The following is a 23,622-nucleotide window of genomic DNA, read 5'->3' on the forward strand; positions in this document are numbered from 1 at the left end:
TGTCGATCGGGTGCCAGCCTTCCGCGCCCGATAACCGCGACGCATCCGGCCAGGCCGCGGCCTGCCGCATGCCGTCGCCGTTGCCGCAGGTGCACCGCCCGGGTTGGTGCGCACTGCCGGCGGACGTGCGTGCATTCGCGACCGAGCACGAAGGCTGGCGTGGTTTTTCCGGCGGCGAACCCTCCACCCAGGACGCCATGCACGTCCTGGAGCAACAGGCCGAACAACGCCTGCGGCACGAACGCGAAAAATGGGCGCGCCTGCGCGCGCGCCATCAACGCGACCCGGCCACGGCCGCGTGGCTGGACCGCTACGGCCAGGAGACCGACCTGCGATGAACCCTACCGATTCCCCTGTTACCGACACCGGCGGCTACGTCTTCGCCGCCGCGTCCGAGGCCGATCTGCCGCGCCTGATCCCGATATTGCAGGCGTTCTACGAAGTCGAACATCTGCCCTGGAACGAACCGGCCCTGCGCCGCGCCTTGTCGGCATTGGTCGGCGATCCGAATGCGGGACGCCTGCGACTGATCCTGCGCGAGGGCGAGATCGCCGGTTATTTCGTGCTGGGCTTTTGTTTCAGCCTAGAATTCGGCGGCCGCTTCGGCCTGCTCGATGAGTTGTTCGTGCTGCCGGCGCATCGCGGCGGCGGCCTGGCCAAGCGCGCCTTGGCCGAAGTCGAAGCGCTGTGCCGCGCCGAAGGCCTGGATGCGCTGCGGCTGGAAGTCAACGACGACAATGCGCATGCTGCGCGCGGGATCTATGAGCGCGCGGGCTATGTGGCGCATCCGCGGCGGTTGATGACCTTGTGGTTGAACGGTTGAGTTCGACGGCGTCATGCCTGCAATCGCAAAGGCTCGACGACTTTGCGATTTAGCGTCAAACGACTGAAGCCACGCAATCTTTTGTGTGAAGGAGTTTCAGCTCAGAAGTCTTTTGTGGGAAGCGCCTGAGCCCCGATGTCTTTTGTGGGAGGGGCTTGAGCCCCGACGCTTTCCGATCCGGTCGCTCGCAAGGTTCGTCTCAATCTGAGCCAAAGGCGTCGGGGCTAAAGCCCCTCGCACAAAAGACCTCGATTTCGCGCTATCAACCGATGGTTTGATGCTCGCTATCGCAAAGCCTCAATGATTTCGCGATTGAGCACCAAACGACCGACGCCACGAGGTCTTTTGTGGGAGGGGCTTCAGCCCCGACGCTTTCCGATCCGGTCGCCCGCAGGGTTCGTCGCAAGCTGAGCCAAAGGCGTCGGGGCTGAAGCCCCTCCCACAAAAGACCTCAATCTAACGCTACCAGGCGGTGAACACCGCGCCCGGTATCGTCAAGGCTTTCAGCGATGGACCTGTGCCCGTTATCAGCGCCAGGCACTGTTCCAAGGTCGCATCGACCTGCAACGAGCCCTGCCTGTCCTTGACGATGAAATCGATCAGCACGCTCAAATCGTCGTTGACGTAGAACTGCAGCGTCTCCCCGTCCGCGTCGATCAAGCCGATGAAATTGTTCGGATGCACCAGCACCTCGCTCATCATCGTCTCGATCTCGTCCAGGAGATGATACGACTCGTCCTCCGACTGGCCCGAGCCGCGGCTGCTCGGCCGGTAATCTTCGTAGAACAGCACGAATCCCGGGCGCTGCGGGTCGGCCCAATCGATCGCCATGGGGTTTGCTCCTGTGTCGGCGGTCGCCGCGCATCACAGTATCGGGACCCGACGCGCGCCGTCCAGCCTGCGCCAACTGTGCCGATGGTCGCAGCTTTGCGCGAGCGCTTGCCGTTCCAATCCGACTGCAACGCCGCTGCAATCGGCTACCGTCATCGTTGCCGTTTGCGGCCGCCGCCGAGCGCGGCCGTGCAGTCCGCCTTTTGCAGGAGTCAGTGCCTTGGTCGAATCCACCCGTCGCGATTTCCTCAAGCTCGCCGGCGGCGCCGCCGCGCTGAGCCTGCTTCCGCCCTCGATCCGCGCCGCCCTGGCCACGCCGGCCGCGCGCGTGACCGGCACCATCCAGGACGTGCAGCACGTGGTGATCCTGATGCAGGAAAACCGCTCCTTCGATCATTACCTGGGCGCGCTGCGCGGCGTGCGCGGTTTCGACGACCCGCGGCCGATCCCGCTGCCGGGCGGCAAGACGGTGTGGGAACAACCCAAGTCGGCGACCACCCCGAACAACGTGGTGCTGCCGTTCCGCCTCGACACCACGAGCACCGCCGCGCACTGCCTGGCCGACATCGATCACAGCTGGAAAGGCGCGTATTCGCGCTGGAAGGACTACAACGCCTGGATCTCGGTCAAGGGCCCGATGTGCATGGGCCACTTCACCCGCGAGGACATGCCGTTCTATTACGCCTTGGCCGACGCGTTCACCGTGTGCGATGCGTACTACTGCTCGCATCACGGCCCGACCAATCCCAACCGCATGCACCTGTTCGCCGGCACCAGCGGCATGACCGTGGGCGATTTCGGCGCGCAGGCGGTCAACAACGCCGACGACGGCAACTGGACCGCCGACATGGCGCGCGACAAGCCGACCTTCGCCAGCCACAAGTGGACCACCTACGCCGAACGCCTGCAGAACAAGGGCATCGCCTGGCGGGTGTACCAGGAGCACGACAACTACGGCGACAATTCGCTGGCCTACTTCGCCAACTTCCGCAAGCTCGACACGAATTCGGAGTTGTACAAGCGCGGGCGCGCTTGGTCGCCGGGTTCGACCGCGGAAAACGCCACCAAATCACGCGGCGAATACTTGATCGCCGATTTCGCCAAGGACGTGCGCGAGAACAAGCTGCCGGCGGTGTCGTGGATCGTGCCGCCCTACATCATGAGCGAACACCCGGCGGCGACGCCGGCCTACGGCGAATCGCTGACCGCGCGCCTGCTCGAAGCGCTGGTGGCCAATCCCGAGGTCTGGTCGAAGACCGTGTTCATCATCAACTACGACGAAAACGGCGGGTTCTTCGATCACCTGCCCGCGCCGCTGCCGGCGATCAACGCCAACCTGGGCAAGAGCACGGTCGACACCGCGACCGAGAACTACAACGGCATTCCGGTCGGCCTGGGCGTGCGCGTGCCGATGTTCGTGATCTCGCCGTGGAGCAAGGGCGGCTGGGTCAATTCGCAGGTGTTCGATCACACCTCGGTGCTGCGTTTCCTGGAAGCGCGCTTCGGCATCGCCGAGCCCAACATCAGCGCCTGGCGTCGCACCGTGGCCGGCGATCTGAGCACGGCGTTCGATTTCGCCAATCCCAATGCGGCCTGGCCGGCGCTGCCGGGCACGGCATCGAGCATGGCCAACGCCGACGCCAGCTGCAAACTCGCCAAACCCACCGCGCCCGCGCAGCCGCGCATGCCGCGCCAGGAGCGCGGCCAGCGCCCGGCGCGCGCGCTGCCGTACGAGTTGCGCGTGGACGGCCGCATCGAAGCCTCCAGCGGCCGCTACTGGCTGGACTTCGGCAACGACGGCATCGCCGGCGCCTGCTACAACGTCTACGCCGGCAATCGCACCGACGGGCCGTGGTACTACACGCTCGACGCCGGCACCGAACTGTCGGATTACTGGAGCGCCCGGCAATACAGCGGCGGCGTCTACGACCTGTCCGCGTTCGGTCCGAACGGGTTCCTGCGCGCGTTCCGCGGCGACCTCAACAAGGCGTTGAGCGCGAGCGGCGCCAATCCGGAAGTGTCGGTGAGGCACGATGCCGCGAGCGAACGTTTGGTCCTGGAGTTCGTCAACACCGGCAAGGCCGCGTGCCGCCTGACCCTGAAGCCCAACCGCTACAGCACCGCGGCCGCGCGTCAGTACGCGTTGGCGCCCGGCGCGCGGCTCAGCGATCACTGGCCGCTCGCGGCGAGCCAGCATTGGTACGACCTCAGTGTCACCTGCGACACCGACACCGGTTACCTGCGTCGCTTTGCCGGGCATGCGGAGAACGGTTCGGCGAGTTTCAGCGATCCTGCGATCGGGGCTTGAGTTCAGGCGATCGTCGATCGAAGCCGAACGCCCAGGGATGCGCGTCGCACGCCATTGTCGAAGCACGGGACGGCGTGGCGACGTCGCAGCTCCTGTAGGAGCGACGCGAGTCGCGACCGCGACATTTCGGCAACGTCGAGACCTGCGCCGCGGGCGTGTTTTCGCGGTCGCGGCTTGCGCCGCTCCTACAGGTAGGCCATGTGGCTTTGGCTTGAGCGTGAAGCTTCGCAGTTCATCCAGCGCTGCGAGGCTTGTAACTCGCGTTTAGTAACAGCACACCCGGAGGGCGGCGCACATGGATGTGCGCCGCGCGCCACCGGGACAGGATGTCCCGTGTGGCGCGTGCCTGCGTCGGCTCCGCACTTGCGGGCACTTGATCCACAAAAAAGCGTTTTTCTTTGGTTACCTTTTGACCGAAGGGAATCCAGACGGACTTTTGTCGCTTTTGACAAAAGAAAGTAACTCGGCCGCTTGCGAACGAAAGCCGTTGATCTTGCCTTCGGCTTCAGAAGCTCTATAGCTTTGAAGCTTTCAAAGCTGCAAGCAGGATCAAAAGCTTCCGCCACTAAAGCGGCGGGTCACTTTCTTTTGTCAAAAGCGACAAAAGAAAGGTAACCAAAGAAAAACGCTTTTTCTTGAATCAAGAGCCCGCGCGTGCGGTGCTTACGCGGGCATGCGCCACACGGGACATCCTGTCCCGGTGGCGCACGGCGCACATCCCTGTGCGCCGCCCTCAGGGTGTGCTGTTGTTCTCGCGAGTGAGTTGCCTCGCAGCGCTGGATGAACCGCGCGACTTCAGACTCAAGCAAAAGCCGCATGGGCTACCTGTAGGAGCGGCGCAAGCCGCGACCGCGAATTACGGCTACGGCGCAGGCCATGTGCGCCGCCCTCCGGGTGCGTTGTTGTTCTCGCGAGTTAGTGGTCTCGCAGCGCTGGATGGACTGCGCGGCTTCGGTGTCGAACCAAAGCTAGACGGCAAGGCCGTACCCACTCGCCGACTCGTCCGCCCGACCCGCCGCACACCAACGATTCCCGTTACGAAACGTCGCCCCCCTGGATGGGCTGCGCGACTTCAGAGTCGAGGCAAAAAAGCCAAACAGCAAGACCGTCCCGCTCGCCGGCTCAACCGCCCGACTCGCCGCGCGCCAGCCACTTCGCGGCCATCCGCCGCATCGACGCGTCGCTGCCCGGATCGTCGAGCAATTCGGAAATCTCGCGCCAGGCCAGGTCCAGCGATTCCTCGCTGACCACGTAGTCCTCGTTGTCGCCCGCGCGCACCACGTAGCGCAGGTCGTAATGCCAGTGACCGGGCACGTCGCGGCGTTCGGGGATCCAATGACGGTCCAGGTCGAACAGCTGCGGATCGACCGACAGGCCGGTCAGGCCGGATTCTTCCTCGGCTTCGCGCAGCGCCACCTGGGCCAGGTCGCGGTCGCCGTCGGCGTGGCCGCCCAGTTGCAGCCAGCGGCCGAGTTTGCGGTGGTGGGTCAACAGCACCCGCCGGCCGGCGCGGTCGATCAGCCAGGCGCCGCCGGTGAAATGGCCGGCCAGGCGTTCGCGCATAAACGGGTCGGCGGGCGGCGGCGCGTCATGCTGCGCCGCGTCATCCGCGCCGTCGGCGGAACCGGGCGAACCCTCGCCAGCTCGCACGGCTTCATCGAGCAACTGCAGGAACGGCAGCGTATGTTCCGCCTCCGCCGGCCAACGTCGCGCATATTCGATGAGATTGGAACGAAGTTCGCCGATGGCGTCGGAATGTTTCGCTGGCATGCGCAAACTGCAGTGTGGCTGGCGGTGTGGGGCGCGATTATGGCGGCAAGAACCATGACGATGTGAGCTTGCCGGTGATTTCCACCCTGGGTTAAGGTGGCCCGCCGCCCCGCTCCGGGGTCGGTCATCGTCGTCATCAGAACGGCGGGCACGCAGATCACTTCTTACGAGAGAGAGGGGAGTTCGATGTCGAGAGGCCTGTTCATCACCAAGCCGGTGCACGCCGCGCCGCACGTAGACGCCGGGGAAATCCACGGCAGTCTCGAAGGCGAAGGTTCACTCAAGCGCGCGCTGACCTCCAAACACTTGGTGATGCTCGGCATCGGCGGCGTGATCGGCGCCGGCATCTTCGTCCTCACCGGCCAGGCCGCGGCCCAGCACGCCGGCCCGGCGGTGGTCATCAGCTTCATGCTCGCCGGCTTCGCCTGCGCCCTGGCCGGCCTGTGCTACGCCGAGTTCGCGGCGATGCTGCCGGTTTCGGGCAGCGCCTACTCCTATTCCTACGCGACCCTCGGCGAGGGCGTGGCCTGGTTCATCGGTTGGAACCTGGTGCTCGAATACCTGTTCGCCGCATCGACCGTATCGGTCGGGTGGTCGGGGTATTTCAGCGAGCTGTTGCATTTATTGAGCGGCTGGACAGGCACCGACCTGGCCTTGCCCAAGGCATTGGCCTCGGCGCCGTATGAATTCGTCAACGGCCACATCCAGGCCACCGGCACCCTCATCAACCTGCCGGCGGTGTGCATCGTCGCCGCGCTCAGCGGCCTGTGCTACGTCGGCGTGACCCAGTCGGCGTTCGTCAACTCGATCATCGTCACCATCAAGCTGATCGTGATCCTGCTGTTCCTGGCGTTCGCGCTGAAGTACATCAATCCCGACAACTGGCAGCCCTTCATCCCCGAGAACGAAGGCCCGGGCAAGTTCGGCTGGGAAGGCATCACCCGCGCGGCGGCGATCGTGTTCTTCTCCTACATCGGTTTCGACGCGGTCTCCACCGCCGCCGGCGAGGCCAAGAACCCGCAGCGCGACATGCCGATCGGCATCCTGGGCTCGCTGGCGATCTGCACGGTGCTGTACATCCTGGTCTCGCTGACCCTGACCGGCATCGCCGACTTCCGCACCCTCAACACGCCCGAGCCGGTCGCGACCGCGCTGAGCAACTACACCGAACTGAACTGGCTGCGCTTCATCGTGGTGATCGGCGCGCTGGCCGGCCTGTCGTCGGTGATCCTGGTCATGCTGATGGGCCAGCCGCGCATCTTCTTCACGATGTCGCAGGACGGGCTGATCCCGAAGATCTTCTCCAAGGTCCATCCGAAGTTCCAGACTCCGTACATCGGCACGATCATCGTCGGCATCTTCGCCTGCGCCCTGGCCGGGCTGTTCCCGATCAGCGTGCTCGGCGAACTGGTGTCGATGGGTACCCTGCTCGCCTTCGCCACGGTCTGCATCGGCGTGCTGGTGCTGCGCTATACCCGCCCGGACCTGCAGCGTCCGTTCCGCGTGCCGTTCGTGTGGTTCGTCTGCCCGCTCGGCGCCGCCGCGTGCCTGTTCCTGTTCTGGCAGGCCTTCGCCGAGCATTGGCGCCTGATGGTGGGCTGGACCGTGATCGGCGTGGTGATCTACCTGGTCTACGGCTACCGCAACAGCAAGCTGCGCAAGGCCGCCGACGCGGCGGCTTGATCGGCACGCAGTCATCAAGGCCGGCGGAGTTTCCGCCGGCCTTTTTCCTTTTCACCGTACTAACGCTCCACTGCGATCCGATCCGACTTCGAGCGTGCCGGCCCGAGTTCGTCGTCCCCGCGAAGGCGGGGACCCAGGGCTTCATCCAGGCAGAGCATTGAAGTCTCTAGATTCCCGCGTTCGCGGGAATGACGAGCTGGAAGATACGCAACGCGGGCCGCAAGCAGCACCAGGAAGAAACACATGCTGGGACAACTCTGGGCGACCAAACACCCGCACGCCGCGCACACCGAGGCCGAGGGACTGAGCCTGCACCGCACGCTCGGCCCGTGGGGCCTGACCGCGCTGGGCATCGGCGCGGTGATCGGCGGCGGCATCTTCGTCATCACCGGCAAGGCCGCGGCCGAGCATGCCGGCCCGGCGATCATGCTGTCGTTCATTCTCGCCGCGATCTGTTGCACCTTCTGCGCGCTGGCCTACGCCGAGTTCGCGGCGATGGTGCCGGTCTCGGGCAGCGCCTACACCTACACCTACGCGACCCTGGGCGAGCTGGCGGCCTGGTTCATCGGCTGGATGCTGATATTGGAATACGGCGTGTCCGCATCCGCCGTGGCGGTCAGCTGGACCGGGTATTTCCTCAGTCTGCTGCAACATTTCGACATAACCCTGCCGGCGGCGCTGGTGCAAGCGCCGCTGGACGCCAAGCTGCGCCCGACCGGCGCGATCGCCAACCTGCCGGCGGCCGCGATCGTGCTGCTGCTGACCTGGCTGTGTTATGTCGGCATCCGCAAGTCCTCGGCCATGAACATGGCGATGGTGATCCTGAAATCGGGCCTGATCGTGCTGGTGATCGCGGTCGGCTGGAAGTACGTCAATCCCGAGCTGTGGACGCCCTTCATCCCCGAGTCGCAGGGCCCGGGCAAGTACGGCTGGGAAGGCGTGCTGCGCGGCGCGTCGATGGTGTTCTTCGCCTACATCGGCTTCGAGGCGGTGTCGGTGGCGGCGCAGGAATCGCACAAGCCGCAGAAGGACATGCCGATCGGCATGCTCGCCTCGCTGGCGATCTGCACCGTGCTTTACATCGGCATGGCCGCGGTCATGACCGGGTTGGCGCCGTACACCACCCTGGGCACCGACGAGCCGGTGGTGACCGCGATCGCCGCGCATCCGGCGCTGGGCTGGCTGCGCCTGGTGGTCGAGATCGGCGCCCTGGTCGGGCTGTCGTCGGTGGTGCTGGTGATGATCATCGGCCAGCCGCGCATCTTCATGATCATGGCGCGCGACGGCCTGCTGCCGCCGGTGTTCACCAAGATCCACCCCAAGTACCGCACCCCGCACATCAATACCGTGATCACCGGCGTGGGCATCGCCCTGCTGGCGGCGCTGTTCCCGCTCGACATCCTCGGCGACATGACCTCGATGGGCACCCTGATCGCGTTCGCCGCGGTCTGCGCCGGCGTGCTGATCCTGCGCCGCACCCAGCCCGACCTGCCGCGCCCGTTCCGGATCGCCTTCGCCTGGCCGGTCTGCCTGGCCGGCATCGTCAGCTGCCTGATCCTGCTGTCGACCATGACCGCGCACAACTGGATGCTGATGGGCGTGTGGACGGCGATCGGCTTCGCGATCTATTTCGCTTACAGCGTGCGGCACAGCAAGCTGCGTAAGAGCCGGGAATAGGGAATCGGGAATAGGGAATCGGATGGGGGCTGGGAGAATCGCTAGACCCGCCGCTGCGCTGCTGGCCTTGCTCTTACGATTCCCGACTCCCGATTCCCGATTCCCGGCCCCCAAAGCAACGCTGCGTTGCCGCAAAAACGAGGCAAGCGACACACCGGGGCGCTAAACTCGCCCCATGAACAGCGCCCTGCCCTATGACCCGCAACGCCTGTCGCACTGCGCCGGGGAAATCATCGTCAACGTGCGCGAACTCGCGCAACGCGGCTGGACCCCGGCCACGAGCAGCAATTTCTCGACCCGCATCGACGCCGGCCACGTCGCGATCACCGTGTCCGGCCGCGACAAGGGCCGCCTGACCGAAGCCGACATCATGGTCGTCGACCTCGACGGCACGCCGGTCGCGACGAGCCACCGGCCCTCGGCCGAGACCCTGTTGCACACCCAGCTGTACAAGCGCTACCCGCAGATCGGCTGCGTCCTGCACACCCATTCGCAGACCCAGACCGTCGCCTCGCGCCTGTACGCCGGCCAGGGCCACGTGCATCTGGAAGGCTACGAGCTGTTGAAAGCCTTCAGCGGCAACACCACCCACGAAATGGCGCTGGAGTTGCCGGTCTACCCCAACACCCAGGACATGCCGACCCTGGCCGCCCAGGTCGACGCGACCCTCGACCAGCAGCCGATGTGGGGCTATCTGATCGACGGTCACGGCTTATACGCCTGGGGCCGCGACATGGCCGAAGCGCGACGCCATCTGGAGGCGTTCGAATTCCTGCTCGGATGCGAACTCGAACTCCGGAGACTGCAGCGATGAGCCGCCTGCGCATTTTCGCCGAAGACCAGACCGACACGCCCCGGCTGAGCACCACCGACCAGGCGCAGATCGCGCGCGAGCTGGCCAGGATCGGCGTGGGCTTCGAACAGTGGCAGGCCGCGCAGCCGGTCAAGCCCGGCGACAGTCCCGAAACGATCATGGCCGCCTACCGCGCCGACATCGACCGGCTGATCGCCGAGCGCGGCTTCAAGACCGTCGACGTGGTCAGCATCGCCCCGGACAACCCGCAGCGCGACACCATGCGCGGCAAGTTCCTCGACGAGCACTACCACAAGGAAGACGAAGTGCGGTTCTTCGTCGCCGGCTCGGGCCTGTTCACCCTGCACGTCGAGCCGAACGTGTACGAGATCAAATGCGAGCAAGGCGACCTGATCTCGGTGCCCGACAGCACCCTGCACTGGTTCGACATGGGCCCGGAACCGAGCTTCGTGGCGATCCGTTTCTTCACCGAGCCCGACGGCTGGGTCGGCCATTTCACCGGCACCGACATCGCCCAGCAGTTTCCGCGCTACGAGAAAGGCCAGGCGGGCTGAGCCGCCTGGCTCGCGCCGAATACCGGTTCGGGCTCAGCCGCCCAGGCGCTTGAGCTCGATCACGTCGGCTAGCACCAGCGGGTCGTAGCGGCGCAGCTTCGTCACGTCGTCGAGTTGCCAGGCGGCCACGTCCCGGTTCATGCGAAGGTGCAGCTTCAGCTCGGGGCTGATGTCGTCGGGCGAGATCTTGATCAGGACCTTGCCCGGCGCGATGCCGAACTTGCCGATCAGCTCGACCGCGTCGTTTTCGTTGATGGAGCGGTTTTCCGGGGTGTCGGCGATGAAAACGAGCGCTTCGAGGGTCATGCGAATGGTCCGATCGGACCGGAATGGCCCGCTGCAGGACAAGAACGCCACCGGCGCCGCGATGTGAAGCCTGCCCGCCATCATCCACCGCGCTTTTTTGCCTGAGCGCCGCCGCAGAGGCGACAATCGGCATCCCGCCTCGACTCGTCCCCCGACCCCATGCCCATCCGCGCCATCCTCACCGACATCGAAGGCACCACCAGCTCGATCTCCTTCGTCAAGGACGTGCTGTTCCCGTACGCGCGCCGCGCCCTGCCCGGTTTCGTCGCCGCGCGCGGACGCGAGCCGGCGGTGCGCAAGTGGCTGGACACGGTCGCGCTGGAGAACGGCGGCGCCTGCCAGGACTCGGTCATCGTCGAGGTGCTGCAGGGCTGGATCGATGAAGACCGCAAGCACACCGCGCTCAAGGCGCTGCAGGGCATGATCTGGGCCGACGGCTACAAGAGCGCGGATTTCACCTCGCACATGTACCCCGACGCGGCGCCCGCGCTGCGCCAGTGGAAGGACGCGGGTTTGCGCCTGTACGTGTATTCCTCCGGCAGCGTGCCCGCGCAGCGACTGCTGTTCGGCCACAGCGACGCCGGCGATCTGACCGAGCTGTTCTCCGGCTGGTTCGATACCGAGGTCGGCGGCAAGCGCGAGGCGGCGAGCTATGCGCGCATCGTCGAAGCGATCGGCCTGCCGGCCGATGAGATCGTGTTCCTGTCGGACGTGGTCGAGGAGCTCGATGCCGCGCGCGACGCCGGTGTCGGCACGGTGCTGGTGGATCGTCTCGACGATTATCCGCAGCCGCGCGAGGGCGAGGCCACGCATGGGCATGTGCGGGTTACGGGGTTCGATCAGGTTACGGTTTGAGGTCGCGTGATTTGAGCCAGATCGCGTGGTTTGAGTCGCGAGGCTTGAGCTGCGCGGTTCGAGTCACGCGGTTTGGTTGGCGCGGTTCGATCGATGACGATCCGGACCTTGTGGTTCGAGCGTTTACGACCGATGCGAATCGCCTGATCGACACGGCCGCCGGCATTTGAGATTTCGCGGTCGCGGCTCGCGCCGCTCCTACATGGGCTACCTGTAGGAGCGGCGCGAGCCGCGACCGCGCACTTTCAGCTACTGCGAACCATTACACAGGCAAATCGACCCACACGCATCGCGCGAGCGACACCCAAGGCTACAACCGACTCAAATTCCGCACCCGCACCTCGTCACGCTCCACCCCGTGCTCGTTCGCGGCGCGCTGGCGGATCAGGTTCAACAGTTCGGCCGGATCGAACGCGCCGGCCTGAGCCGGCGCGTAGTCGAGCGTGGTCTGTCCCCACACGATGAATCGGCCGCCGACCAGGATTTCGTAGTCGGCAAAATAAAAGTAATGCGCGCTCATGCTGCGGCCGCGGCTCAGGTGCCGACGTGGACGTCGTTGCCGCTGTCGGCGCAGCCCAGGTGTTCCAGCGCGATCGCCAGGGCCAGGGTGTAGCTTTGCGCGCAATACCCATGCACGCGGCGCAGGCGCTGGCCGCAGTGCGGCGCGATCGACGGTTCCGGCGCGCTCATGTCGTCGTCGTGGACCTCGATGTACGGCACCGGCAACTGCGCCAGGGCGCCGCGCAGGTTGTCGCTTACCGGCAGGCAATCGCCCGGATCGAGCAACAGCAGTTCGGTGTTGGCCGCGCGCATGCCGCGCAGGCATTCGACCAGTTCGTTTTCGTTGCGGCAGCTGCGCATGCAGATCGCCTTGCCGGCGCTGGCGGCGCGCTCGACCAGCGCGGCGCGCACTTCGCCGGACAGCGGGGGCACCATCGAATCGACAGCGGCATCGGTACCGGCTTGGACATTGGGGCCGCGCACAATCAGGATCGACACGTCGGGACTCACTGCGCACTCGGAGCGGTGCGCCTGGAAGCCACTGTAGGAATCGGGGGCGTAAAGGCGCTATTCGCGCGGCAGCGGGCGGCGTAAAGCCTGCGTCAATTCCTGGCGGCGGGAGTCCGTATGGTCGTGGCCAAGAGTCGCGATCGGCCGCCCTCACCCGCGCCTTCGGCGCGACCTCTCCCGCGAGCGGGAGAGGTGTTTGGATTGGCTTTGTCATCCAGGCCTGTGCGGGAGGAGCTTCAGCCCCGATGCTTTTCTCTCAGCCCGCCGCGCAAGCACGCGCATGAACACCCAAGCTCAATCGCAATCCGAGGCGAAAGCGTCGGGGCTGAAGCCCCTCCCGCAACAAACCTCGATGCTCGGGAACATTCGAACACCTCTCCCGCTCGCGGGAGAGGTCGCGCCGAAGGCGCGGGTGAGGGCCACCGGATCGCGCGGTGGTTCCGGAACAAGCGCGAAGCTATCGCTCTACCAGCCGATCAACCGTGAATCTTTTCCCCGCGCGCCAGCATCGCCACCACCTTCTCGATCCGGCTCGCACGCGTCTTGGCCGTTTTCGCGGTCATTACCCGCCACAGCACGGCGTAGCGGTTGGTGCGGTCGATCTGTTCGAAGAACGCGCGCGCCTTGGGCTGCGCGGTCAAAGCCGCGGCGAGGTCGTCGGGTACTTCGGCGGTCGAAGCCGGGTCGTAAGCTGCGTCCCAGCGGCCGTCGGCCTTAGCCGTGGCGACTTCGCGCAGGCCGCCTTCGTGCATGCGGCCTTCGGCGGTCAGGCGTTCGACCTTGCCGATGTTGATCTTCGACCACAACCCCTTCTTCCGGCGCGGGGTGTAGCGCTGCAGGAAAAAGCAGTCGTCGAAACCCCGGCGCTGGCCGTCGATCCAGCCCATGCACAAGGCCACCTCGATCGCCTGATCGTTGCTCATGCTCGCGACGGCCTGGCCTTTCTTGGCGATCTTCGCCCACACGCCCTTGGCCTCGGGATGCGCGAGTATCCAGTGTTCGAACGCGGCGGCGTCTTCGAACACGATCACCGGCAGCTCGTCCGCGGCCGCACTCACCGCAGTCTCCTTACTCTTGGACGCCGCACTCGCGCGGCTCTTGTGCGTTGCGCCTGGGTTGCCGTCGGGTGCCGCACTCACCGCCCGCTTGCGCGCCGCGCTCACGGCGCGGCCTCCAGCAGACGGTACGACGTGCGCAGGCGCTGCTCGCCCTGCCAGCGATCGAACACCCGCACCTCGATCGCATGCTCGCCGGCGGCGGCATCGGTCGGCAGCGGTGCGTTCCACAGATGCGGGGTCGGCGTGGCGATCGCGGCGCGATCGTAGCCGCGCAGCCGCTCAGCTTCATCGTCGCGCGCGTTCTCGGCCAGCAGCGCCGGGTCGGGCTGTTCGACGCGCTTCATCGGTTTCCACTCGCCGTCGTCGAGACGGTACTCGACCCGGCTGCCGTCCTCGCCCATGTAGACGTTGGCGTAGATGCCGCGGATCGGATACGAACCGCGGCGCAAGGTCTTCGGCGCGTACAGGCGCAGGTACTGGTTGGCGATCGCGTTGGACGCCAGCGCCTTGCCCGCGCCCGGCGCCGGATGCCAGCTCAATGCGTACTCGGCATTCGCCCGCACCAACAGGCGCGCGTAGCCGTTCGGCGTGCCGTCGCTCATGGTGCTGTCGGGCAGGCCCTGCGCGTCCTTGACCCCGGACCAGAACGCGCCGCAGGCCGCGCCGACGTTGTACTCATGCAGCGGCGTAGCGCCGTGCCAGCCGACGGCGGCGTCGTGATAGACGTGGCGCTGCGCATGGCTGTGGCCGCTGAGCACCAGCACGTGCGGGAATTCGCGCAGCAGCGCGAACAGACGATCGCGATCGGCGTGGCGGAAGGTTTCGCGCCCCGGCGCGGCATCGAACAGCGGGATGTGCATCGCCAGCACCAGCAGCCGCCGCTTGTCGGCGCCGGCCAGGTAGCGCTCGAGAAATGCGAACTGATCGGCGCGCAGACCGCCGATGTAATCGGGCTTGCTGCCGGGCTGGTAGACCACATCGTCGAACACCACGAAATTCGCCTGCGGCTCTTCCCAGGCGAAGGTGTCGGGGCCGTAGACGTGGCGGAAGCTCAGCAGCGAGTCCTGGTCGACCGTGGCGTCGAAATCCAGGTCGTGATTGCCCGGCGCGTGCAGCCACGGCACGCCCAGGCGCGCGGTCACTTCGTTGAGCTTCGGATACAGCGACAGATCGTCATGGGTGATGTCGCCCAGGCTCAGGCCGAGGTCGGCGATGTGTTTGCCGCGGCTTGCCGCGCGCAGGGGATCGACGATGTCGCGGCGGTAGTATTCGACATCCACCGCGCTCTTGGTCTGCGGATCGGCGAATACCAGCACGTCGAGGTCGGCATTACGGGGTTTGCGCTCGATCGCCAGCGGGTAGTCGCGACAGGCCTGCGAACCTTCGGGCATCCCGCCGTATTTCAGCTTCGCGGTATCGCGCGCTAGGCCCTCGGCGGTGCGCACGTTGAGCCAGTAATCCGGCAGGCCGCTGTCGGTCCGCGACGGCGTCGTGTACCCGGCCGGCTTGATCAGGAACTGGCTGGATTTGTCGGCCGCGGGCAGTTGGTAGCGGCCCTGCGCGTCGGTCGTGACGATGCGTTCGCCGTCGGACACGCGCTGGTTCGCCAGGCCCGGCTCGCCGGCATCGTAGCGGCCGTTGCCGTTGCGGTCCTCGAACACCCTGCCCTCGCACGGCGGCGCGGCGGCCTGGGCCGCGACGGCCGGGGCGATCAGGGTCAGCAGCAAGGCGGCGGATGCGAATGGGCGCATGTGGGGCTCCGTGGGTCGGGGGCCATTATGCGGTGGCTGTGCATATCGCGTGTGGCAGAGGTGGCGCTTGGTGGGCCTGGCGATGGTGGTCGCGGGCGGTGGTGGGCTAGGGCGTGGATGGGGTTGCGTCGTGGCTGTGGTTTCGCGGTCGCGGCTTGCGCCGCTCCTACAGGGGGCGACCCATTGCCATCGCGATCTGGCGTTTCAGACTGTAGGAGCGACGCGAGTCGCGACCGCGCCATGACGGTTACGGCGAAACCTTGTTCCGCGCGGATGGGAGTTGCGCTGTAGTCGTGGTTTCGCGGTCGCGGCTTGCGCCGCTCCTACAGGGGGCGACCTACCCGTCGTTGCGATCTGGCACTTCCGACTGTAGGAGCGCCGCAAGTCGCGACCGCGCCGTGACAGCTACGGCGAAACCATGGCTCACCCGGAAGGGAGTTGCGTCGTGGCCGCGGTTTCGCGGTCGCGGCTCGCGCCGCTCCTACAGTTTGCCCATGGAGCTGGCGACGGCGTGGCGCCGACGCAGCGATCAACCCGCCGGCTGCGATCCCCGATGCGGCTTGCCGTGACGTTCGCGCAACACCGCGACCGCATCGCCCAGCGACAGGCCGCGCGCGCGCAGCAGGACTTGCAGGTGGAACAGCAGGTCGGCGGCTTCGCCGCACAGGGCCGCATCGTCCTGGGCGACCGCGGCCAGCGCGGTTTCCACGCCTTCTTCGCCGACTTTCTGCGCGATCGAGCGCAGGCCCTTGTCGAACAGCGCCGTGGTGTAGCTGCCCTGCGGCCGCTCGCGTTCGCGCGTGGCGATGAGTGCGTCGAGTTCGCCCAGGAATGCCAGTGCATCATCGGATGCACCCGGCACTCCAGACACTCCAGACACGCCAGCCACCGCAGAGGCGTCAGACACGTCGGGCGCATTGGGAAAGCAGCTGTCGCGGCCGAGGTGACAGGTCGGGCCGTGCGGCTGCGCGCTCACCAGCAGGGTGTCGCGGTCGCAGTCGGTTTCGATCGATACCAGGTCCAAGAAATTCCCCGAGGTTTCGCCCTTGGTCCACAGCCGCTGCTTGCTGCGGCTGTAGAAGGTGACGTGGCCGCTGTCCAAAGTGGCCCGCAGCGCGGCGCGGTCCATGTAGCCGAGCATTAGCACGCGCAACGACGCCGCGTCCTGGACCACGGCCGGGATCAGCCCGTCCTGCTTGTCCCAGTCCAGGGCGTCGATCTGCTGCGGCGTCAACGACGCGCTCGCCGGGATCGCCGTCGCGACGGCCGGATCAGTGGAGTTCGCGGACGGTGACACCGTGTTCTCGCAAGGCTGCCTTGAGGACCGGAATGCGGATGCTGCCGGAGTGGAACACGCTCGCCGCCAAGGCCGCGTCGACATCGGCCTCGCGGAACACCGCGCCGAAATGCTCGATCGCGCCGGCGCCGCCGGACGCCACCAGCGGCACCTCGCAGATCGCGCGCACCGCGCGCAGTTGCTCGATGTCGTAACCGCTGCGCACGCCGTCGCTGCCCATGCAGTTGAGCACGATTTCGCCCGCGCCGAGCCGTTGCGCCTCGATCACCCAATCCAGAGTGCGCTTGGCCAGGGCCTGCGTGCGCGAAGGATCGCCGGTGTACTGGCGCACGCGCCATTCGCCGTCGGGGTCGCGCAGGCTGTCGATGCCGACCACCACGCACTGCACGCCGAACTCGGCGGCGATTTCGCCGATCAGCTCGGGCCGTTCCAGCGCCGGGGTGTTGATCGAAATCTTGTCGGCGCCGGCGTTGAGCACGCCGCGCGCGTCGTCGACCGAGCGGATGCCGCCGGCCACGCAGAACGGAATGTCGATCGCGCGCGAGACCCGCTCGACCCAGCCGCGGTCGACGCTGCGGCCCTGCGGGCTGGCGGTGATGTCGTAGAACACCAGTTCGTCGGCGCCGTCGTCGCGGTAGCGCAAGGCCAGCTCGACGATGTCGCCCATGTCGACGTGATCGCGAAAACGCACGCCCTTGACCACCCGGCCGTCGCGCACGTCCAGGCAGGGCACGATCCGGCGGCTCAGGTACGAGCCGCCATGATCATCGGTGGTTGCGGCATTCAACATCGACGTACCTGTTTGAGTGCATCGGTCAATTGGAAACGGCCTTCGATCAGCGCCTTGCCGAGCACCGCGCCGCTGCAGCCCACGCCGTCGGCGGCGACGATGTCGGCGATGTCGCGGATGCCGCCCGACGCCTGCAACTGCACGTCCGGAGCGATCGAATGGATGTGCCGGTACAGATCGAGGTTCGGCCCGGTCATGGTGCCGTCGCGCGATACGTCGGTACACAGCAGGTGGCGCAGGCCGGCCTGGGCGTAGCGTTCGAGCAGGGTTTCCAGGCGCACGCCGCTGTCCTCGGTCCAGCCGGCGACCGGCAGTTCCCAGGCGCCGTCGGCGGTCTGGCGCACGTCCAGGGCGATGGTGATGCGTTCGGAGCCGAAGCGCTTGAGCCAGCCGATCACCAGGTCCGGGTCCTTGACCGCGAGCGACCCGACCACGACCCGGTCGGCGCCGGCATCGAGGATCGCTTCGACATCGGCCTCGCTGCGCACCCCGCCGCCGGTCTGCACGCGCATCCAGCTGGAGGTGGTGATCGCGCGCAGCAGCGGCGCCAGGGTGTAGCCGCCGTAGCGCGCGGCGTCCAGGTCGATCAGGTGCAGCCACTTGGCCCCGGCCTCGGCGTAACGCGTGGCCAGCGCCAGGGGCTCGGTCTCGTAGCGGGTTTCCTGGGTGTAGTCGCCCTGGTGCAGGCGCACCACCCGGCCGTCGCGAACGTCGATCGCGGGGTACAGCGTGCTGTTGCCCATGTTCACGCCTCCAGCGCCAGGAAGTTGGCGAGCAGGCGCGAGCCGACGGCGGCCGAGCGCTCGGGGTGGAACTGGGCGCCGAAACAGCGTCCGCGTCCGGCCACGGCCGTGAAGCGCGTGCCATGCGCGGCGCTGGCCAGGGTGTGTTCGGTCAACGGAGCGGCGTAGCTGTGGACGAAGTAGGCGTGGTCGCGCTCGCCGATGCCGGCCAGCAGTGGCTCGCTGCCGGGCTGCGATTCATGCTTCTGAAGGAGATTCCATCCCATATGAGGCACACGTACTCCTGGACCTGGTTGCAGTCGGGTGATCCGGCCCGGCAGAAGTCCGAGGCATTCGACCTCGCCTTCTTCCGAGGATTCGTACAGCAACTGCATGCCCAGGCAGATCCCGAGCAATGGCTGCTGCAAGCGGCGGATCGGATCGACCAGTCCCAGCGCGTGCAATCGCGCCATCGCGGGGGCGGCGGCGCCCACGCCCGGCAGGATCACGCGATCGGCGGAGGCGATCGTTGCGGGGTCCACGCTCAGAATCGAGCGCGCACCCAGCCGCTCCAATGCATAACGCACCGAGCCGATGTTCCCCCCACCCGAATCGATGACAGCTACAACCGTCATCACAAAACTCCTTTGGTACTCGGCAGTTCCCGGCCTTGACGGGCGATGGCCTGACGCAACGCGCGCGCCACCGATTTGAAGCACGCCTCAATCTTGTGGTGATCGTTATCACCTTCCACGTTCAGGTTCAGGTTCAGGCCCGCGGTTTCGCACAGCGAGCGGAAGAAATGCGGCACCAGCTCGGTCGGGAAGTCGCCGACCCGTTCGCGCGCGAAACTGCCGTTGAACACGAAATAAGGACGCCCGGAGAAATCCAGCGCCGCGCGCGCGAGGGTTTCGTCCATCGGCAGCACGAATTCGTGCGCCGACGCGGCCGCCGCCGAGATCGAATCTGTCGCGATCGAATTTGCCGCAGACGAGTCCTGCGCAGACGAACCCACCCGATCGGATTCCCCGCTTTGCAAAGGGGGGGCCAGGGGGGATTCGCTCTTGGCTCGCGCCTCTATCGCCCCATCATCAAAAACCGCACGCGGATCGAACCCATACCGCCCGATCCCGCGCTTGTCGCCCAACGCCTCGCGCAAGGCCTGCCCCAGCGCCAACGCGCTGTCCTCGATGGTGTGGTGCTCGTCGATATGCAGATCGCCTTCGCAGCGCAGCTGCAAGGCGAAACCGCCGTGCTTGCCGATCTGTTCGAGCATGTGATCGAAGAAGCCCAGGCCGGTGTGGACCTGCGGTTCGCTGGCACGATCCAGATCGACCACGACCTCGATCCGGGTCTCGCGCGTATTGCGCAGCACGCGCGCAGTGCGCGGCCGATCGGCCAACGCATGCGCGATCCCGACCCAATCCCACTCGCCGCCGAACTGCGGCGTGCGCAACTGGAACGCGCGAATACCCAGGTTGGCGGCGAAGCCGTTGTCGGTGTCGCGATCGCCGACCATCGCCGAGCGTTCCCAATCGATACTGCGATCCTTCAACAACGGCAGCGCCAGGCCGATGCCGGGCTTGCGCGTAGGCAGGTTTTCGGCCGGGAAACTGGTGTCGATCAACACCTCGCGAAACACGATGCCCTGGCTTTCGAACACCTGCATCATCAACTGGTGCGGGCCGTCGAAACTCCAGCGCGGATAGGCGTCGGTGCCCAGGCCGTCCTGGTTGGTGACCATCACGAACTGATAGCCCGCATCGCGCAGCTTCAGCATCGCCGGGATCACCCCTTGGACGAAGCGCAGCTTGGCGAAGCTGTCGATCTGGAAATCGGCCGGCTCCTCGATCAAGGTGCCGTCGCGATCGACGAACAGAATCGGCGTGAGCGCGCTCATGCCGCGACTCCGCGCAAGCGCGCCAGGCGGGTCAATACTTCGACCACCGCGGCGTTCTGCTCCGGCGTCCCCAGGCTGATGCGCAACGCATCGCCCAACCGCGGCGCGGCGCGGAAATCGCGCACCACCACGCCGGCGTCGAGCAGACCGTCGAACGCGGCCTGCGCATCGTCGAAACGCGCCAGGACGAAGTTGGCCTGCGACGGATAGACCTGACGCAGGCCCGGCAGCACGCGCAGCGCTTCGAACAGTTTTTCGCGCTCGCTGCGCGCCGTGGTGACCCGCGCCTTGGTGGTGTTGCGCGGGACGTCGGCCAAGGCGCGCAAGGCCAGTTGCACGCACGGGGTCGGCAGCGGATACGGCGCCTGGCAGCGTTGCAGCACCGCGATCAGGCCGGCGTCGGCGATCACGCTGCCGATCCGCGCCGCCGCCAAGGCATGTGCTTTCGACAAGGTACGCAGCACCGCGACATTGCGCCGGCGCGCGAGCAGGCCCGTCGCCGACTCGCCGTCGGCGTACTCGATATAGGCTTCGTCGACCACGACCAGGGCGCGGCCGCGCAGGCGTTCGGCCAGCGCGTCGATCTCGGACAAGGGCAACAGCGTGCCGGAGGGATTGCCCGGCGAACACAGGAACACCAGCTTGGCGCCTTCGTCCTCGGCGGCCTGCGCGACCGCGGCGAAATCGCAGACGAAACCGGCCGGCGTATCGCGCAAGGCAACCTCGACCGTGCGGGTGCCGTGCAGGCGCGCATTGACCGCGTACATGCCGAAGGTCGGCGGGGTGATCACGATCGCGTCGCCGCCGGGGCGGCAGAACGCGCGCACCAGCAGATCGATCGCTTCGTCGCTGCCGCGTCCGGCCAGCAGTTGCTCGGGCGCGCAACCGTACAGTTCGGCCAAGGTTTCGCGCAGACGCTGCGGCTGCGGATCGGGATAGCGGCGCACCGCGCCCTCGCCGTCGGCGACGCTGGGCCAGGCGGCCTCGTTGGCGTTGAGCCAGACCCGCCCGGCGCGTTTTTCGCTGCGCGCCGAGCTGTAACCGGCGAAATCGCGCAAGTCTTCGCGCAGCAGTTGCATGGGGTTGTCGTCGATCATGGTCTTGCTCGTCCTGCCTGCGGGTTGCTGCACGATGCTCGGGTTGCGGTCGTAATGGTGGGGCGCGACGATCACACGCAGTGCGACTGCGCGTCGTGAACGGACGCGCGCGAGGCCAGCGCGCGCTGGCGGATCTGCACCGCCTGGCGATGCGCGTCCAGGCCTTCGGCGCTCGCCAGTTCGACTGCGCACGGGCCGATCGCCTGCAAGCCCTGCGGCGTCACTTCCTGCACGGTGATCGCGATCTGGAAACTCGCCACGTTGAGCCCGCCGGCATAGCGCGCCGCGCCGCTGGTGGGCAGGACATGATTGGTGCCGCTGCAATAGTCGCCCAGCGCTTCGGGCGCCCAGTCGCCGAGGAACACCGAACCGGCCGCGTCCACCGCCGGCAAGGCCGCGCGCGCATCGCGCAAGGCCAGAATCAGGTGCTCGGGCGCGTAGCGATTGCTGACTTGCAGGGCTTGGTCGATCGAATCGACCCGGATCGAACGCGACGACTGCAAGGCGCTGCGCGCGGTCGGCGCGCGCGACAGATCGGTCAGTTGGCGTTCGAGTTCGCGATCGACCGCATCGAGCAGCGCGTCGTCGTCGCTGAGCAGGATCACCTGCGAATCCGCGCCGTGCTCGGCCTGCGACAACAGATCGGCGGCGACGAAATCGGCGCGCGCGCCGCGGTCGGCGATCACCAGCACTTCCGACGGCCCGGCCGGCATGTCGATCGCCGCGCCGCCTTCGATCAGCGCGACCTGGCGCTTGGCCTCGGTGACGTAGGCGTTGCCCGGCCCGAACAATTTGTCGCACTTGCCGATGCTTTCGGTGCCGAAGGCCATCGCCGCGATCGCCTGGGCGCCGCCGAGCTTGAACACGCGCTCGATGCCGCAGCGGCGCGCGGCATACAGCACCGCCGGATCGGCGCTGCCGTCGCGGCGCGGCGGCGTACACAGAATGACTTCGCGACAACCGGCCAGTTGCGCCGGCACGCCGAGCATCAACGCGGTCGACGGCAACGGCGCCGAGCCGGCCGGCACGTACAGGCCGACCCGCTGGATCGGCCGCAGGATACGTTCGCAGCGCACGCCGTCGGCGGTGTCGAGCGCATACGCCGGGGTCATGCCGGCGCGATGAAACGCGGCGATGCGTTCGGCGGCTTCATCGATCGCCGCGCGCAACGCGGGCGCGAGGTCGCGCTGCGCCGCATCGAATTCTTCGATGCCGACCGCGAACGCCTCAGGCACGCGGCCGTCGAAACGTTCGGCGTAGACGCGCAAGGCGGCATCGCCGTCGCGGCGCACGGTGGCGAGGATGTCGGCGACCGCGTCGGCGGTGGACGCGCGGGTCTCCTGCGCGGGCCGGCGCAGGATGCGTTCGCGCTCGCCTTCGTCCAGCGCGCTCCAGTCGTAGCGCTGCATCAACCCGCTCATGCCAGCATGCCCTCCACCGGCAGCACCATCAGCCCGCGCGCGCCGGCGCGCTTGAGTTCTTCCAGCCGCTGCCAGGTCACCGCGCCGTGGCACAGCGCCTGCAGGGCGATGTCGTCGCCGTTGTCCAAGCGCATCACCGTCGGCGCTTCGGCATCGGGCAGCATCGGCAGCAATTCGGCCAGCAAGGCGCGAGGGGCCTGGAACATCAGCAGCTTGCTGTTGCGCACCCGCATCGCGCCGTCGAGGCGGCGCAGCAGCAGGTCGGCCAGTTCGCCGCGCACATCGTCGAACTTGTCGACCGGCCCGGCCAGCACCGCTTCGCTTTCGATCAGGGTCTGCACCGGCTTGAGCTGATTGGCGACCAGGGTCGCGCCACTCGACACCAGGTCGCAGATCGCCTCGGCCTGGCCCAGCCGCGGCGCGATCTCGACCGAACCCGACAGCAGCACCACCTGCGCATCCACGCCCTGCTCAGCCAGCCATTGCGACAGCAATGCCGGGTAGCTGGTGGCGATGCGCTTGCCGGCCAGTTGCTGCGGGCCATCCCATTGCCAGGCGTCGGGCACCGCCAGCGCCAGCCGGCAACCGCCGAAGCCGAGCGAACGCCATTCGCGGAACGCCGAGGCGTGGCCGCGGCTGCGGCGATCGCCGTCCTGCTCCAGCAATACGTTGCGGCCGACCACGCCCAGGTCGCAGACGCCGTCGGCGATCAGACCGGGGATGTCGTCGTCGCGCACCAGCAGCAGGTCGACCGGCAGGGTTTCGCCGTAGCAGAACAGGCGGTCGCGGCTTTCGCGCCAGCTCAGGCCGCAGGCGGCCAGCAGCGCGCGCGCCGGCTCGGCCAGACGGCCGGATTTCTGGATCGCGATGCGCAAGCGGTCACGCGCGGCGGCGCTGGCGGGAGGGCTCATGGAAAAGTCTCGAAAGGAAGTCGGTGCGGGGCGATGGCGGTGC

The 23,622-nt window shown here is 67.0% G+C and carries 24 protein-coding genes; 9 read left to right on the top strand and 15 right to left on the bottom strand.

Annotated features, from left to right (window positions below; all coding sequences use genetic code 11):
- The first annotated feature begins 68 nt into the window (after positions 1-68).
- The gene (locus tag KME82_RS15425; protein WP_215494845.1) at positions 69-338 is read left to right on the top strand and encodes a hypothetical protein; all 270 of its coding nucleotides are present in this window, start codon (positions 69-71) and stop codon (positions 336-338) included.
- On the top strand, positions 335-823 hold the full coding sequence (locus tag KME82_RS15430) for a GNAT family N-acetyltransferase (protein ID WP_215494846.1): 489 nt from the start codon (positions 335-337) through the stop codon (positions 821-823). The genes KME82_RS15425 and KME82_RS15430 overlap by 4 nt, the downstream gene beginning before the upstream one ends.
- Before the next feature lie 462 nt (positions 824-1,285).
- Here KME82_RS15430 and KME82_RS15435 read toward each other — a convergent pair whose 3' ends face one another.
- Complete coding sequence (locus KME82_RS15435) at positions 1,286-1,654, bottom strand: hypothetical protein (protein WP_215494847.1); 369 nt, start codon at positions 1,652-1,654, stop codon at positions 1,286-1,288.
- Positions 1,655-1,874: 220 nt separating this feature from the next.
- On the opposite strand from KME82_RS15435, the gene KME82_RS15440 reads away from it, so the two are divergent.
- A complete protein-coding gene (locus KME82_RS15440; RefSeq protein ID WP_252255347.1) occupies positions 1,875-3,962 on the top strand; it encodes a phosphocholine-specific phospholipase C in 2,088 nt (695 codons plus the stop codon).
- A gap of 1,122 nt (positions 3,963-5,084) precedes the next feature.
- Here the strand turns inward: KME82_RS15440 and KME82_RS15445 are convergent.
- Positions 5,085-5,612 carry an NUDIX hydrolase gene (locus tag KME82_RS15445; protein ID WP_252255821.1) on the bottom strand — a complete coding sequence of 176 codons (528 nt, stop codon included), beginning with the start codon at positions 5,610-5,612 and terminating at the stop codon, positions 5,085-5,087.
- Here KME82_RS15445 and KME82_RS26625 point away from each other — a divergent pair.
- The 5 genes from KME82_RS26625 to KME82_RS15465 all read left to right on the top strand — a co-directional run bounded on the left by KME82_RS26625 (position 5,553) and on the right by KME82_RS15465 (position 10,460).
- Complete coding sequence (locus KME82_RS26625; protein WP_252255883.1) at positions 5,553-5,798, top strand: hypothetical protein; 246 nt, start codon at positions 5,553-5,555, stop codon at positions 5,796-5,798. The two genes, KME82_RS15445 and KME82_RS26625, sit on opposite strands and share 60 nt — an antisense overlap.
- A gap of 120 nt (positions 5,799-5,918) precedes the next feature.
- On the top strand, positions 5,919-7,415 hold the full coding sequence (locus tag KME82_RS15450; protein WP_215494850.1) for an amino acid permease: 1,497 nt from the start codon (positions 5,919-5,921) through the stop codon (positions 7,413-7,415).
- A 243-nt stretch (positions 7,416-7,658) separates the two neighbouring features.
- Positions 7,659-9,092 (top strand): amino acid permease, encoded by a 1,434-nt coding sequence (locus tag KME82_RS15455; RefSeq protein ID WP_215494851.1) that lies wholly within the window; start codon positions 7,659-7,661, stop codon positions 9,090-9,092.
- Positions 9,093-9,267: 175 nt separating this feature from the next.
- Positions 9,268-9,906: a methylthioribulose 1-phosphate dehydratase gene (locus KME82_RS15460; RefSeq protein WP_215494852.1), complete on the top strand. Its 639-nt coding sequence runs from the start codon at positions 9,268-9,270 to the stop codon at positions 9,904-9,906.
- The gene (locus tag KME82_RS15465) at positions 9,903-10,460 is read left to right on the top strand and encodes a 1,2-dihydroxy-3-keto-5-methylthiopentene dioxygenase (RefSeq protein WP_215494853.1); all 558 of its coding nucleotides are present in this window, start codon (positions 9,903-9,905) and stop codon (positions 10,458-10,460) included. The genes KME82_RS15460 and KME82_RS15465 overlap by 4 nt, the downstream gene beginning before the upstream one ends.
- Positions 10,461-10,493: 33 nt before the next feature.
- Here the strand turns inward: KME82_RS15465 and KME82_RS15470 are convergent, their stop codons facing one another.
- Entirely contained in the window at positions 10,494-10,892 is a 399-nt protein-coding gene (locus KME82_RS15470) for a hypothetical protein (RefSeq protein ID WP_215494854.1), read from the bottom strand.
- Positions 10,893-10,925: 33 nt separating this feature from the next.
- On the opposite strand from KME82_RS15470, the gene mtnC reads away from it, so the two are divergent.
- Positions 10,926-11,621, top strand: a complete 696-nt coding sequence (mtnC, locus tag KME82_RS15475; RefSeq protein ID WP_215494855.1) for an acireductone synthase — start codon at positions 10,926-10,928, stop codon at positions 11,619-11,621.
- 310 nt (positions 11,622-11,931) lie between these two features.
- Here the strand turns inward: mtnC and KME82_RS15480 are convergent, their stop codons facing one another.
- The 12 genes from KME82_RS15480 to hisG form a co-directional block, all read right to left on the bottom strand.
- Entirely contained in the window at positions 11,932-12,141 is a 210-nt protein-coding gene (locus tag KME82_RS15480; protein WP_096414913.1) for a hypothetical protein, read from the bottom strand.
- 14 nt (positions 12,142-12,155) lie between these two features.
- Positions 12,156-12,620, bottom strand: coding sequence for a type II 3-dehydroquinate dehydratase (locus tag KME82_RS15485; protein ID WP_215494856.1), 465 nt, complete (start codon positions 12,618-12,620; stop codon positions 12,156-12,158).
- A 488-nt stretch (positions 12,621-13,108) separates the two neighbouring features.
- Positions 13,109-13,690, bottom strand: coding sequence for a YdeI/OmpD-associated family protein (locus KME82_RS15490; RefSeq protein ID WP_215494857.1), 582 nt, complete (start codon positions 13,688-13,690; stop codon positions 13,109-13,111).
- Between the two features lie 101 nt (positions 13,691-13,791).
- Entirely contained in the window at positions 13,792-15,441 is a 1,650-nt protein-coding gene (locus KME82_RS15495) for a calcineurin-like phosphoesterase C-terminal domain-containing protein (RefSeq protein ID WP_215494858.1), read from the bottom strand.
- A 529-nt stretch (positions 15,442-15,970) separates the two neighbouring features.
- The gene (gene hisIE, locus KME82_RS15500; protein WP_215494859.1) at positions 15,971-16,822 is read right to left on the bottom strand and encodes a bifunctional phosphoribosyl-AMP cyclohydrolase/phosphoribosyl-ATP diphosphatase HisIE; all 852 of its coding nucleotides are present in this window, start codon (positions 16,820-16,822) and stop codon (positions 15,971-15,973) included.
- Positions 16,713-17,528 (bottom strand): imidazole glycerol phosphate synthase subunit HisF, encoded by an 816-nt coding sequence (hisF, locus tag KME82_RS15505; protein WP_215494860.1) that lies wholly within the window; start codon positions 17,526-17,528, stop codon positions 16,713-16,715. Before hisF ends, hisIE begins: the two co-directional genes overlap by 110 nt.
- Positions 17,522-18,271 (bottom strand): 1-(5-phosphoribosyl)-5-[(5-phosphoribosylamino)methylideneamino]imidazole-4-carboxamide isomerase, encoded by a 750-nt coding sequence (gene hisA, locus KME82_RS15510; RefSeq protein WP_046657022.1) that lies wholly within the window; start codon positions 18,269-18,271, stop codon positions 17,522-17,524. Before hisA ends, hisF begins: the two co-directional genes overlap by 7 nt.
- 2 nt (positions 18,272-18,273) lie before the next feature.
- Positions 18,274-18,885 (bottom strand): imidazole glycerol phosphate synthase subunit HisH, encoded by a 612-nt coding sequence (hisH, locus tag KME82_RS15515; RefSeq protein ID WP_215494861.1) that lies wholly within the window; start codon positions 18,883-18,885, stop codon positions 18,274-18,276.
- On the bottom strand, positions 18,885-20,150 hold the full coding sequence (hisB, locus tag KME82_RS15520; RefSeq protein ID WP_215494862.1) for a histidinol-phosphatase: 1,266 nt from the start codon (positions 20,148-20,150) through the stop codon (positions 18,885-18,887). Before hisB ends, hisH begins: the two co-directional genes overlap by 1 nt.
- On the bottom strand, positions 20,147-21,247 hold the full coding sequence (gene hisC / locus KME82_RS15525) for a histidinol-phosphate transaminase (RefSeq protein ID WP_215494863.1): 1,101 nt from the start codon (positions 21,245-21,247) through the stop codon (positions 20,147-20,149). The genes hisB and hisC overlap by 4 nt, the downstream gene beginning before the upstream one ends.
- Positions 21,248-21,318: 71 nt before the next feature.
- On the bottom strand, positions 21,319-22,656 hold the full coding sequence (gene hisD, locus KME82_RS15530) for a histidinol dehydrogenase (protein WP_215499092.1): 1,338 nt from the start codon (positions 22,654-22,656) through the stop codon (positions 21,319-21,321).
- An 8-nt stretch (positions 22,657-22,664) separates the two neighbouring features.
- Positions 22,665-23,579, bottom strand: a complete 915-nt coding sequence (hisG, locus tag KME82_RS15535; protein WP_215494864.1) for an ATP phosphoribosyltransferase — start codon at positions 23,577-23,579, stop codon at positions 22,665-22,667.
- Positions 23,580-23,622: the final 43 nt, after the last annotated feature.

This window comes from Lysobacter capsici (assembly GCF_018732085.1).
Lineage (GTDB): Bacteria > Pseudomonadota > Gammaproteobacteria > Xanthomonadales > Xanthomonadaceae > Lysobacter > Lysobacter capsici_A.